11 protein-coding genes are annotated in these 11,734 nt (G+C 67.2%); 6 read left to right on the forward strand and 5 right to left on the reverse strand.

Translation table 11 applies throughout. From position 1 onward, the window contains the following. Positions 1–5: 5 nt before the first annotated feature. Positions 6–494: a YaiI/YqxD family protein gene (locus AC13FN_RS05805; RefSeq protein ID WP_482985258.1), complete on the reverse strand. Its 489-nt coding sequence runs from the start codon at positions 492–494 to the stop codon at positions 6–8. 302 nt (positions 495–796) lie between these two features. Between AC13FN_RS05805 and AC13FN_RS05810 the strand changes: the two genes are divergently transcribed. The 4 genes from AC13FN_RS05810 (at position 797) to AC13FN_RS05825 (ending at position 4,610) form a co-directional block, all read left to right on the forward strand. Continuing rightward, on the forward strand, positions 797–1,006 hold the full coding sequence (locus AC13FN_RS05810) for a cold-shock protein (RefSeq protein ID WP_004153307.1): 210 nt from the start codon (positions 797–799) through the stop codon (positions 1,004–1,006). A 153-nt stretch (positions 1,007–1,159) separates the two neighbouring features. Next, the gene (locus AC13FN_RS05815) at positions 1,160–1,849 is read left to right on the forward strand and encodes a glutathione S-transferase family protein (RefSeq protein ID WP_049437247.1); all 690 of its coding nucleotides are present in this window, start codon (positions 1,160–1,162) and stop codon (positions 1,847–1,849) included. Positions 1,850–1,881: 32 nt separating this feature from the next. Continuing rightward, complete coding sequence (locus tag AC13FN_RS05820) at positions 1,882–3,447, forward strand: protein adenylyltransferase SelO (protein WP_482985259.1); 1,566 nt, start codon at positions 1,882–1,884, stop codon at positions 3,445–3,447. Positions 3,448–4,073: 626 nt separating this feature from the next. Then, positions 4,074–4,610 carry an adenine phosphoribosyltransferase gene (locus AC13FN_RS05825; protein ID WP_043397250.1) on the forward strand — a complete coding sequence of 179 codons (537 nt, stop codon included), beginning with the start codon at positions 4,074–4,076 and terminating at the stop codon, positions 4,608–4,610. Positions 4,611–4,750: 140 nt separating this feature from the next. Here AC13FN_RS05825 and dbpA read toward each other — a convergent pair whose 3' ends face one another. Continuing rightward, the gene (gene dbpA, locus AC13FN_RS05830) at positions 4,751–6,127 is read right to left on the reverse strand and encodes an ATP-dependent RNA helicase DbpA (RefSeq protein WP_054171514.1); all 1,377 of its coding nucleotides are present in this window, start codon (positions 6,125–6,127) and stop codon (positions 4,751–4,753) included. Positions 6,128–6,240: 113 nt separating this feature from the next. After that, the gene (locus tag AC13FN_RS05835; protein WP_329922336.1) at positions 6,241–7,320 is read right to left on the reverse strand and encodes a YeiH family protein; all 1,080 of its coding nucleotides are present in this window, start codon (positions 7,318–7,320) and stop codon (positions 6,241–6,243) included. Positions 7,321–7,422: 102 nt separating this feature from the next. Between AC13FN_RS05835 and AC13FN_RS05840 the strand changes: the two genes are divergently transcribed. Then, the gene (locus AC13FN_RS05840; protein ID WP_049437239.1) at positions 7,423–8,298 is read left to right on the forward strand and encodes a LysR family transcriptional regulator; all 876 of its coding nucleotides are present in this window, start codon (positions 7,423–7,425) and stop codon (positions 8,296–8,298) included. Between the two features lie 348 nt (positions 8,299–8,646). Next, positions 8,647–10,530, forward strand: a complete 1,884-nt coding sequence (locus tag AC13FN_RS05845) for an ATP-binding cassette domain-containing protein (protein ID WP_482984856.1) — start codon at positions 8,647–8,649, stop codon at positions 10,528–10,530. Positions 10,531–10,817: 287 nt separating this feature from the next. On the opposite strand, the gene AC13FN_RS05850 is transcribed toward AC13FN_RS05845, so the two are convergent. Beyond that, a complete protein-coding gene (locus AC13FN_RS05850) occupies positions 10,818–11,279 on the reverse strand; it encodes a c-type cytochrome (protein ID WP_019661289.1) in 462 nt (153 codons plus the stop codon). Between the two features lie 9 nt (positions 11,280–11,288). Continuing rightward, positions 11,289–11,678, reverse strand: coding sequence for a c-type cytochrome (locus tag AC13FN_RS05855; protein WP_005413034.1), 390 nt, complete (start codon positions 11,676–11,678; stop codon positions 11,289–11,291). Between the last annotated feature and the right edge of the window lie 56 nt (positions 11,679–11,734).

The following is an 11,734-nucleotide window of genomic DNA, read 5'->3' on the forward strand; positions in this document are numbered from 1 at the left end:
GCCGTTCAGCGAACCGGGCGTCGGGCCAACCAGCGGTCCAGCTCGGCAGCGAACAGCTGTCGGTCGCGCGGGCCCAGCGGCGGCGGGCCGCCGGTCTGCACCCCGGCGCCGCGCAGCTCTTCCATGAAATTGCGCATCGACAGCCGCTCGGCCATGTTGTTCGGGGTGTACAGCTGGCCGCGCGGGTTCAGCGCCACGGCCTTCTTCTCCAGCACCAGGGCGGCCAACGGAATGTCCTGGGTGACCACCAGGTCTCCGGCGGCGACCCGCTCGACGATGGCGCTGTCGGCCACGTCCAGGCCCTGCGGCACCTGGATCGAGCGCAGCCGGCGCGATGGCGGGGTGCGGATCCACTGGTTGGCGACCAGGGTCAGCTCGATCCCGACGCGTTCAGCGGCACGGAACAGGATGTCGCGAATGACGGTGGGGCAGGCATCCGCGTCCACCCAGATGCGGGGCAGGGCGGGTTCAGCTTGGGTTTCAGCTTCAGTCATTTACCCAGTGTAGGGTAGGAAAAACCTGAATGGGGACTCGGAGTTAGGCTTGATCGGCTGCCAAGCCTTGTCACGCCTAGCGGGCAGGGTTTGCCCATGAACGTCCGGGCTATCGCTTTTTGCAGAAAACACGCGTATCGTTCGACCCACTGTGTTTGCTAGGGTCACCGTGAATCGTGGCCTGGTGCAGTTGATCTCACGATCCGCTCATCGATCCGCTTTACCAACGCCTGCAACTCAGTCTCGGCCCCGATACCCGGTGGCTGCGATTTTTTTCAACATGTGTTTCAGGAGTTAGTCAAATGTCTGATCGTCAGACCGGCACCGTCAAGTGGTTCAACGACGCCAAGGGCTTCGGCTTCATCACCCCGGAAAGCGGCCCGGACCTGTTCGTGCACTTCCGTGCCATCCAGGGCACCGGCTTCAAGACCCTGCAGGAAGGCCAGAAGGTTACCTTCATCGCCGTCCAGGGCCAGAAGGGTATGCAGGCTGACCAGGTGCAGGCGGTCTAATCCGTCTGCTACCGTTTGGTAGCCAGAACGCCGGAAGCGAAAGCTTCCGGCGTTTTTTGTTGCCTGCTGTTCTGTAGCGTCGAGCATGGTTCGACTCTACATGGGACATGCACTGCGCGCGGTACGATGCGGGCCTCCCCAAGGATCATCCCCATGCGCATCGTCCATCACCTGGAAAACTCCCGTTCCCTGCGTGTGCTGTGGATGCTGGAGGAGCTGGGGCTGGACTACGAACTGCGCCGCTATCCGCGCGATCCGAAGACGCTGCTGGCGCCGCCGGAGCTGCGCAACGTGCATCCGCTGGGCAAGTCGCCGGTACTGCAGGATGGCGAGCTGGTACTGGCCGAGTCCGGTGCCATCCTCGACTACCTCGCGGATCGCTATGACACCCAACGCCAGCTGTCGCCGTCACCGATGCCGGCCGATGGCGCCGAGCGCATCGCCTACCGCTATTGGCTGCACTACGCCGAAGGCTCGGCGATGCCGCCGCTGCTGCTGACCCTGGTGATGGGCCGCATCCGCAACGCGCCGATGCCGTTCTTCGCCCGTCCGATCGCGCGCAGCATTGCCGACAAGGCCGAACGTGGCTTCATCGGCCCACAGCGGCGCCTGCACCTGGACTGGATGGAGCGCCGCCTGGCCGAAAGCCAGTGGTTCGCGGGTGAGCGGTTCAGCGCAGCCGACATCCAGATGAGCTTCCCGATCCAGGCTGCGGCCGCACGGGGTGGTGGCCTCGACGACAAGCCGGCACTGCGTGGCTTCCTCAAGCGTATCGGTGAGCGTCCAGCGTACCAGCGTGCCGAGGCCCACGGCGGTCACCTGCAGGCGCTCAGCGGCAATTGAGGAGGGCGGCCGTCGCCCCCATCTTCAGCACCATGGATACCGACAGCCCCCGTTTCGACAACCGCCTGCTGCATACCCTGCCGGGCGATCCCGAATCCGGCCCGCGCCGGCGCGAAGTGCTGGGTGCGGCCTGGTCGCCGGTGATGCCGACCCCGGTGACGGCGCCCACGCTGTTGGCCTGGGCACCGGACGTCGCCGCCATGCTTGGTTTCGATACCGCTGAAGTCGAGAGCGAAGGCTTCGCGCAGGTGTTTGGCGGCAATGCACTGTATGCCGGCATGCAGCCATGGGCCGCCAACTACGGCGGCCATCAGTTTGGCCACTGGGCCGGCCAGCTCGGCGACGGCCGTGCGATCTCGCTGGGCGAACTTGTCGCGCCGGATGGCCGCCACTGGGAGCTGCAGCTGAAAGGTGCTGGCCCGACGCCATACTCGCGCGGCGCCGATGGGCGCGCAGTGCTGCGCTCATCCATCCGCGAATTCCTGTGCAGCGAGGCGATGCACTACCTTGGCGTGCCGACCACGCGCGCGCTGTCGCTGGTCGGCACCGGCGACGACGTGGTGCGCGACATGTTCTACGACGGCCATCCGCGTGCCGAGCCCGGCGCGATCGTATGCCGCGTGTCGCCGTCGTTCCTGCGCTTTGGTTCCTTCGAACTGCCGGCGTCGCGCGGGGAAACCGCCATGCTGCAGCAGCTGGTTGATGCCTGCATCGCGCGTGATTTCCCCGAACTGGAAGGGCAGGGCGAGGCGCTGTATGGCGACTGGTTCGCGCAGATCGCGGTGCGTACCGCCGAGATGATCGCGCACTGGATGCGCGTCGGCTTCGTGCATGGCGTGATGAACACCGACAACCTGTCCGTTCTTGGTCTCACGCTCGACTACGGTCCCTACGGCTGGGTCGAGGATTTCGATCCGGACTGGACGCCGAACACCACCGACGCGCAGGGTCGCCGCTACCGCTTCGGCACCCAGCCGCAGGTGGCGTACTGGAACCTGAGCCGATTGGCGCAGGCACTGTCGCCGTTGTTTGCCGATGTGGCACCGCTGCAGGCTGGATTGGCTGCATACCAGTCCACCTTCGTGGCCTGCACGCGCCGCGATGTCGCAGCCAAGCTCGGCCTGGCCGCCGCCGACGATGACGACCTGCAGCTCTACCTGCGCTGGCAGCAGCTGATGCAGGACGGCAGCATGGACATGACGCTGGCCTCGCGTGCGCTGATGCAGATCGATCCGGCGGCACCGGATGCGGCGCTGCTGGATGCGGTGTACTACGACGAGGCGCGCCAGCAGGCGGTGCAGGCGCTGTTGCAGCAGTGGCTGCAGGACTATGCGGCGCGGTTGCAGGCCGATCCGCTGCCGGCCAGCGAGCGCCTGGCGAAGATGACAGCGGCCAACCCGCTGTACGTGCTGCGCAACTGGCTGGCCCAGGAAGCCATCGATCGCGCGGAGCAGGGCGACCTCGGCGGTGTTCATGCGTTGCAGGACGTACTGCGCGATCCATACACCGAGCGTGCCGGCCTGGAACACTTCGCCAGCAAGCGCCCGGCCTGGGCCGACAATCGCGCCGGCTGCTCGATGCTGTCCTGCAGTTCCTGAGGGTAGGTTTCGGCAGGGCTGCGCCCTGCACCCGCAGAGGCAATGGCCGAATCCAAAGCCAAAGCCAAAGCCAAAGCCAAAGCGGCGTTGGATTGCTGATGGTCTGGCGGGGCGGGGGGGGGGGGGGGGGGCCCCCCCCCCCCCCCCCCCGGGGGGGGGGGCCCGCCCCCCCCCCCCGCCCCCCCCCGGCCCCCCCCCCCCCCCCCCGCCCCACCTCCGACAGATTCCCGCCGCTGTGGGTAGGTGTCGACCTTGGTCGACACGGTCGATCCACGCCATGCGTGAATGCTTTTTGTTCAATTCTCGAAATATTCGATTTCGATGGAGATTCATCCACGCATGGCGTGGATCTACGACAGATCGCAGGAACCTGTCGAAGGCGGGGTGGGTCCGGTTGCGGGGGCGTGAGCCGCATGGATGCGGCGACCGAGCTTACATGGACGTACTTGCAGCGGCCCCCGCAACCGGACCCACCCCGCCATCCCACAGGAAACCAGCTTCTGCTGTTGCCGTTGCCGTTGCTTGAAGCCTCTGCAGGTGCCGGGCGCAGCCCGGCCGAACACCCCCAACAGGCAGCCGGCGCCCGGAACAGGTACCCTATGCCGCCATCAGATAGCCAACGTGACATGACCGACGCCCTCGTCGCTCCGCAGTGGGCCTCCCGCCTGCGCGACATCGCCGACTTCCCCAAGCCCGGCATCCTCTTCAAGGACATCATGCCGCTGCTCGCCCATGGCGAGGACTTCCGCGGTGCCATCACCGCGATGGCCGACCGTTGGCGCGACCAGAAGCTGGACGCGGTGGTTGGCATCGAATCGCGTGGTTTCATCCTCGGTGCCGCCATGGCGCTGGAACTGGGCGTGGGCTTCGTGCCGGTGCGCAAGCCGGGCAAGCTGCCGGGTCAGGTGCTGCGCGAGGAATACACGCTGGAATACCGCAGCGACTGCATCGAAGTGCACGCCGATGCGCTCCCGGCCGGTGCCCGCGTGGCGATCATCGACGACGTGCTGGCCACGGGCGGCACGCTGGTCGCTGCGTTGTCGCTGGTGCGCCGCCTGGGCGTTGACGTGGTCGGTGCCGGCGTGCTGGTCGAGCTCGATGGCCTCGGCGGTCGTGCGCGCTGGGAATCGGACCTGCCGCTGCATACTGAACTGGTGTTCTGATCAGGCAGGTATCTGCGAACCGGTAGTTGCCAACCTTGGTTGGCAGCACCTTTCGCGACTGACGCCACGGAATGGGCCAACCAAGGTTGGTCACTACCGGGTCAGGTCGTTGCCAACTGTGGTTGGCAACGCTGCTTCAATCACATCATCCGCACGCGGAAGCGACGGCCCTTGATCTTGCCGGCTTCCAGCTTGGCGACGGCCTTGTTGGCCTGCTCTCGGGCGATCGCCACGTAGGAGCGGGTCGGGAAGATCGCGATCTTGCCGATGAACTTGGCTGACAGGCCGGCATCACCGGTCAGCGCGCCAAGGATGTCGCCCGGGCGCAGCTTGTCGGTCTTGCCACCATCAATGCGCAGGGTGCGCATCGCCGCCTGCGGCAATTCGGCCGGGCGCGAGGTTGCCAGCGGCGTCTTCTGCCAGTCCAGCGGCTGCCCCATCTGCGCTTCAATGGCTTCGGCACGGGTCTTTTCACGACCGGCCACCAGGCTGATCGCCAGGCCACTGGCACCGGCACGGCCGGTACGGCCCACGCGGTGCTGGTAGCTTTCCACGTCGGTTGGCAGCTCGTAATTGATCACCGCCGCCAGCTCTTCCACATCGAGGCCACGTGCGGCCACGTCGCTGGCCACCAGCACGTTGCAGCTGCGGTTGGCCAGCAGCAACAGCACTTCCTCGCGGTCGCGCTGTTCCATGTCGCCGTGCAGGGCGAGTGCGGAGAAGCCAAACTGCTGCAGCGAGTTGGCCACTTCGTCCACGTCCTTGCGGGTGTTGCAGAACACCACCGCCGACTCCGGCGTGTACTTCAGCAGCAGGCCGGCCAGCGCCTTCTGGCGATGTGCCGGTTCCACCTCGCAGAACAGGTGGCGGATGGCCGGTGCCTGGTCGGCACCTTCCACGGTCACTTCCACCGCATCGCGCAGCAGGTCACGCGCCATGGCGCGGATGCTGTCGGGGAAGGTGGCGGAGAACAGCAGGCTCTGGCGATCCCTGTGGGTGCGGCCGGCGATCTCGCGGATCGGCTCCTCGAAGCCCATGTCGAGCATGCGGTCGGCCTCGTCCAGCACCAGCGTGCGCACCGCGCCCAGGTTCAGCGCGCGCTTGCGTGCCAGCTCCTGCACGCGGCCGGGCGTGCCGACCACCACGTGCGGGTCATGGCCTTCCAGCGACGCCAGCTGCGGGCCCAGCGGCACGCCACCGACCAGCAGCAACAGCTTCAGGTTGGGGATGCCGGTCGCCAGCTTGCGGATCTGCTTGCCGACCTGGTCGGCCAGTTCGCGGGTCGGGCACAGCACCAGCGCCTGCACGCGGATCAGGCTGGGGTCGATGGCCTGCAGCAGGCCCAGGCCGAAGGCGGCGGTCTTGCCGCTGCCGGTCGGCGCCTGTGCGATCACATCGCGGCCATCCAGGATGGCCGGCAGGCTCTGCGCCTGCACGGGGGTGAGGGTGGTGTAGCCGAGGGCATCCAGGCCGGGCTGCAGGGCCGGGCTCAGCGGCAGGGTCGAGAAGTCAGTCATGACGCATTGTACCCGTCCGGTCGCGCGCGGCTGCCCTTTGTAGAGCCGAGCCGATGCTCGGCTGCTTCACCTCTGAAGCCGAGCGTCGGCTCGGCTCTACATCGGGGGTAGGCTCAGCCCAGCACCGCCAACACGCCCTGATGAATCGCCAACCCCCCGAACAGCAGCCAGGCGAAAAGGATCAGCGCCAGCAGCAGCGGCTTCAGGCCCGCCTGGCGCAGCGCTGAGACGTGGGTGGTCAGGCCCAGCGCGGCCATTGCCATCGCCAGCAGCACGGTATCCAGCTGCACCAGCCCGGCCTGCAGGCCCGCCGGCAGCAGATGCAGCGAGTTGAAACCGGCCACCGCCACGAAACCGAACGCGAACCACGGCACCACGATGCGCGCCTTGCTGCCGTCGGCGCTGGCCTTGCCGCCGCGCGCCAGCCACAGCGACAGTGCGACCAGGAACGGTGCCAGCAGCATCACCCGCACCATCTTGGTGATCACCGCCGTGTCGGCCGCCGCTTCGTTGACCGCGCGGCCTGCCGCCACCACCTGTGCCACTTCATGCACCGTCGCACCGGTGAACAGACCGTATTCGCGCGCGTCCATTGCCAGCCAGCCGTGCGACTGCACCAGTGCATACAACGCCGGATACAGGAACATTGCCAGCGTGCCGAACACCACCACCGTAGAGACCGCGACCGTGACCTGCGCAGCGCGGCCGCGCACCACCGGTTCGGCGGCCATCACCGCTGCCGCACCGCAGATCGCGCTGCCAGCACCGATCAGCATCGCTGCCTCACGCTCCATCTTGAACACGCGCACACCAAGCCAGCAGGCCAGGCCGAAGGTGCTGGCGACCACCAGCACGTCCATCAGCACGCCAGTGACGCCGACATGGCCGATGTCCTGGAAGGTCAGGCGCAGGCCGTACAGCACGATGCCAGCGCGCAGCAGCCAGTGCTTGGAAAAGCCGACACCGGCCGCGCTGCTCGGCGCCAGCCGCGGGTAGAACGTGTTGCCGACCACGATGCCGGCGACGATGGCCACGGTCAGCGCACTCAGGCCGTGTGCCTGCAACCAGGGCAGCTCGGCCAGGTACAGCGACGCCGCCGCGATCAGGCCGACCAGCAGAAGGCCGGGCAGGCGCGGCTGCCAGCGTTGGCGCAGGGCGGGCAGGGACCAGGGGGAGAGGGCAGGGGCGTTCATGGCACGGGCAGCGCTGGAGAGATGGGGCAAGCGTGCGCCTGAGACGATGACCTGTAAAACGAATAATATGGGTGAAACCTACCCATCAAGGAGGTAAGTGCCATGCGCCTGACCTTGCGCCAGCTGCAGGTCTTCGTCGCCATCGCCGATCACGGCAGCACCACCGCCGCCGGCCAGGCCATCGCGCTTTCGCAATCGGCCAGCAGCGCCGCCCTGCAGGAGTTGGAAGCGCACTTCGGTACCCCGCTGTTCGACCGCATCGGCCGCCGCCTGGCGCTGAACGGGCACGGCCGCGCACTGCTGGAGCCGGCGCGTACCTTGCTGGTCAACGCCGCCGATCTGGAGCGGCAGCTGGCCGCCGGCGGCGACCCGTCACAGGGGGCACCGCTGCGGCTGGTGCTGGCGGCCAGTACCACCATCGGCAACTACCTGCTGCCACCACGCATCGCCGAGCTGCTGCGCCAGGCGCCGCAGGCCGAGGTTGATCTGCGCATCGACAACAGTGCCGGCGTGGTCGCCGCTGTGCAGCGCCTGGACGTCGACGCAGGCCTGATCGAAGGCCCCTGCCACGAACGCGGCCTGCAGGTCACGGCCTGGCAGCAGGATCCGCTGGTGATCGTGGCTGCCGCCGACACCCCCGCGCGCTGGTCGCTGGACGAACTGCGCCGCGCTCGCTGGCTGCTGCGCGAGCCCGGCTCCGGCACCCGCGAAGCCGTCGAACAGGCCCTGCTGCCGCATCTGCGCGGCTTCGCCCAGACCCTGCAACTGGGCAATACCGAAGCAATCAAGCAGGCCGCCATCGCCGGCCTCGGCCTGGCCTGTCTTTCGCGTCACGCGCTGGAAGAGCCCCTGGCCCTGGGCCGCCTGCGTGTGCTCGAAACCCCGTTGCCCGCCCTGCAACGCACCCTGTGGCTGGTCCGCCACCCGGGCAAGCAATGGTTGCCGGGGTTGCAGGCGTTGTTGGGGGAGGTGGGGTAATCCATCAGAACCCCAGTGGATCCCATCCATCGACAGTCCCTCCAGCGTTCATCCACGCATGGCGTGGATCTACCGTGTCGACCAAGTTCGACACCCACCAGAGCAGAATGCCGTTCCGACAGATCGCGGGAAGCTGTCAGAGGCGGGGCGGTGTGGGTTTGCAGGACCGTTGGCGCCACGGATGGCGCCATCGAGCCCCCAAGGATGGGTTTACGGCGTGTCCTGCAGACCCACACCGCCTCGCCAGCCCACAGGAAACCTGCTTCAGCTGTTGCTTCGGCGGTTGACGTTGCCTCTGCGGGTGCCGGGTGCAACCCGGCCGACGCCCCCAACCCGTACAATATCCGGATGCCTCTGATTACCCTACAGAACGTCGACTTCAGCGTCGGCGGCCCGTTGTTGCTGGAAAAGGCCGAACTGTCGATCGAGCCGGGCGAACGCATCGCCCTGATCGGCCGCAACGGCGCCGGCAAATCCACCCTGCTCAAGCTGCTGTCCGGCGACCACAAGCCCGATGACGGCGAAGTCCGCGTGCAGCAGGGCGTGCGTGTCACCCGCCTGGAGCAGGAAGTGCCGCACGGCGCGGCCGGCTCGGTGTTCGACGTCGTCGCCGATGGCCTCGGCGAACTGGGCCAGTGGCTGGCCGAATTCCACCACCTCAGCCATGCCGAGGTCTTCGATGGTGAAGCCCTCGGCAACGTGCAGGCCAAGATCGACGCCGCCAACGGCTGGGGCCTGGACCAGCGCGTCAGCGAAACCCTGACCAAGCTCGACCTGGACGGCGAGGCCGAGTTCGGCCGCCTGTCCGGCGGCATGAAGCGCCGCGTGCTGCTGGCCCGCGCGCTGGTGTCCAGCCCGGATGTGCTGCTGCTGGACGAACCGACCAACCACCTCGACATCGAAGCCATCGACTGGCTCGAAGCGTTCCTGAAGGGCTGGAGTGGCAGCGTGGTGTTCGTCACCCATGACCGCCGCTTCCTGCGTGCGCTGGCCACCCGCATCGTCGAGATCGACCGCGGCCAGGTCACCAGCTGGCCGGGCGACTGGGCGAACTACGAGCGCCGCCGCGAGGAACGCCTCAATGCGCAGGCGCAGGAAAACGCGCGCTTCGACAAGCTGCTGGCGCAGGAAGAAGTGTGGATCCGCCAGGGCATCAAGGCCCGCCGCACCCGCGACGAAGGCCGCGTGCGCCGCCTGAAGGCGATGCGCACCGAGCGTTCGCAGCGCCGCGATCTCAGTGGCAACGTCAAGATGGAAGCCGCGCAGGGCGTCAGCTCCGGCAAGAAGGTCATCGACGTCAAGGACATTTCGTTCGCCTTCGGCGAGCGCACCATGGTCCGCGACTTCACCACCACCATCCTGCGTGGCGACCGCATCGGCCTGATCGGCCCCAACGGCAGCGGCAAGACCACGCTGCTGAAACTGCTGCTGGGTGAACTGCAGCCGGCCAAGGGCGAAGTCAACGCCGGCACCAACCTGCAGATCGCCTATTTCGACCAGTACCGCGCGGTGCTGCGCGAAGACTGGAGCGCGATCGAGAACGTGGCCGAAGGCCGCGATTTCCTCGAGTTCAACGGCAAGCGCAAGCACGTGCATGCCTACCTGCAGGACTTCATGTTCACCCCGGAACGTGCGCGCGCACCGATCACCCGCCTGTCCGGTGGCGAACGCAACCGCCTGCTGCTGGCCAAGCTGTTCGCGCAGCCGTCCAACCTGCTGGTGATGGACGAACCGACCAACGACCTCGACGTGGAAACCCTGGAGCTGCTGGAAGAGCTGCTGGGCGACTACACCGGCACGTTGCTGTTGGTCAGCCACGACCGTGACTTCATCGACAACGTGGTGACCTCCACGCTGGTGATGGAAGACGACGGCGTGATCGGTGAGTACGTCGGCGGCTACAGCGACTGGCAGCGTTATGCGGCCAGCATCGCAGCGCCTGCTGCGGCTCCGGCAGCCAAGCCGGCGGTTGCTGCACCGGCCACCCCGACGGCCGCAGTTCCGGCCGCAGCGAAGCGCAAGCTGGCCTACAAGGAAGCGCGCGAACTGGAGCAGTTGCCGAAGACCATCGAGAAGCTGGAAGGCGATGTCGAAGGGCTGACCTCGGCGATGAACGATCCGTCGTTCTACACCCGCAGCAGCGCCGAAGTGACCGCGCACACCCAGCAGCTGGCCAAGGTGCAGGCCGAGCTGGATGCCGCGTACGCACGCTGGGAAGAGCTGGAAGGCTGAGCGGCTACCACGGCCGTCTCGCCCTGCGGGCGGCTGTGGTTTTTGATCTGATTCCGCCTTGAAGCGAGCCGAGCACCGCAGGTCCGGCGAGGGCGAAGAGGCGCGGGTGTCTGAGCGCAGCGAGTTCCCGCGCCGTCCCTCGGTGGACCGAGGAGCGCAGGGTACCGGTGCGTAGCATCGGCTCGCGGACGGCGGAGCGTTTCTTTTGGTTACTTTTCTTTGCGCGCAAAGAAAAGTAACGCCCATGAACGCATCAGATTGCAGCAGTCATGATCCGCGCAGAGCGGTCATTTGACCCCGTGCAGATCCCGCAACTGGCTCGGCCGGCTACCGAAATACGCCGCCAGATCGGCGATGTCCTGATCACTGAGGTCCTTCGCCTGCGGTGTCATCAGCATGTGCTGACGGTCACCCGCGCGGTAGGCCTGCAGTGCGTGCGCAAGATAATCGCCGTACTGCCCACCCAGCTTCGGGTAAGTCGGATCGATCGGCGCATTGCCGTCGGCCCCGTGGCAGTCGATGCAGCTCTGGTTGGTGGCCTTGCCCTTCACCTTGGCGCGGGCTTCGCCGGCGGCCTCGCGGCCTGCGGGCAGGCCGGCCGAAGAAGAAGAGCCGTGTTCGCCGCTGGCATGGCCCGGGTCGGCGGCGGATTTCTCGCTGTTTTCCACCTGCGACTGTGAACAGGCGGCCAGCAGCAGGGCAACGGACAGGGCGATGGCGTGACGCATCGGATGCGCGGCTTTCGACATGGGCGGGCCTTACTTGACGGTGGACAGGTAAACAGAGAGATCGGCGATCTCCTGTTCGCTGAAACTCATCGACTGCGCCTGCATCGTCGGATGCCGGCGCTTGCCCTGGCGGTACTCGGTCAGGGCCTGGGCCAGGTACTGCTGGGTCTGGCCGCCGATCTTCGGCACCCGGTAACTGGGGTAGGCGTTCTTGTAGCCGGTGATGCCGTGGCAGCCCTGGCAGGTGTAGGCCAGGACGCGGCCATTGTCGAAGTTGCCGGTGGGTGCGGCAGGCGCTGGCGCAGCGGCGGGAGCCGGGGCCGGGGCCGGTGTGGCAGGAGCAGGAGCGGGCTGTGCGGCGGCCCCAAGGGGCAGGAGGACGGCCAGAGCGAGACAAGCGGCGAGCGGCTGCGGGCGCATGGTGTCGTTTCCGGGGATTCGGGTCTGGTCGTTCCGGCGTGGGGTACGGAACGACC

This window comes from Stenotrophomonas sp. 115C5 (assembly GCF_056861055.1).

Coding starts and splice junctions, on each gene's coding strand:
- AC13FN_RS05805 (WP_482985258.1), bottom strand. CDS start 494: ATGACTGAAGCTGAAACCCAAGCTGAACCCGCCCTGCCCCGCATCTGG.
- AC13FN_RS05810 (WP_004153307.1), top strand. CDS start 797: ATGTCTGATCGTCAGACCGGCACCGTCAAGTGGTTCAACGACGCCAAG.
- AC13FN_RS05815 (WP_049437247.1), top strand. CDS start 1,160: ATGCGCATCGTCCATCACCTGGAAAACTCCCGTTCCCTGCGTGTGCTG.
- AC13FN_RS05820 (WP_482985259.1), top strand. CDS start 1,882: ATGGATACCGACAGCCCCCGTTTCGACAACCGCCTGCTGCATACCCTG.
- AC13FN_RS05825 (WP_043397250.1), top strand. CDS start 4,074: ATGACCGACGCCCTCGTCGCTCCGCAGTGGGCCTCCCGCCTGCGCGAC.
- dbpA (WP_054171514.1), bottom strand. CDS start 6,127: ATGACTGACTTCTCGACCCTGCCGCTGAGCCCGGCCCTGCAGCCCGGC.
- AC13FN_RS05835 (WP_329922336.1), bottom strand. CDS start 7,320: ATGAACGCCCCTGCCCTCTCCCCCTGGTCCCTGCCCGCCCTGCGCCAA.
- AC13FN_RS05840 (WP_049437239.1), top strand. CDS start 7,423: ATGCGCCTGACCTTGCGCCAGCTGCAGGTCTTCGTCGCCATCGCCGAT.
- AC13FN_RS05845 (WP_482984856.1), top strand. CDS start 8,647: ATGCCTCTGATTACCCTACAGAACGTCGACTTCAGCGTCGGCGGCCCG.
- AC13FN_RS05850 (WP_019661289.1), bottom strand. CDS start 11,279: ATGTCGAAAGCCGCGCATCCGATGCGTCACGCCATCGCCCTGTCCGTT.
- AC13FN_RS05855 (WP_005413034.1), bottom strand. CDS start 11,678: ATGCGCCCGCAGCCGCTCGCCGCTTGTCTCGCTCTGGCCGTCCTCCTG.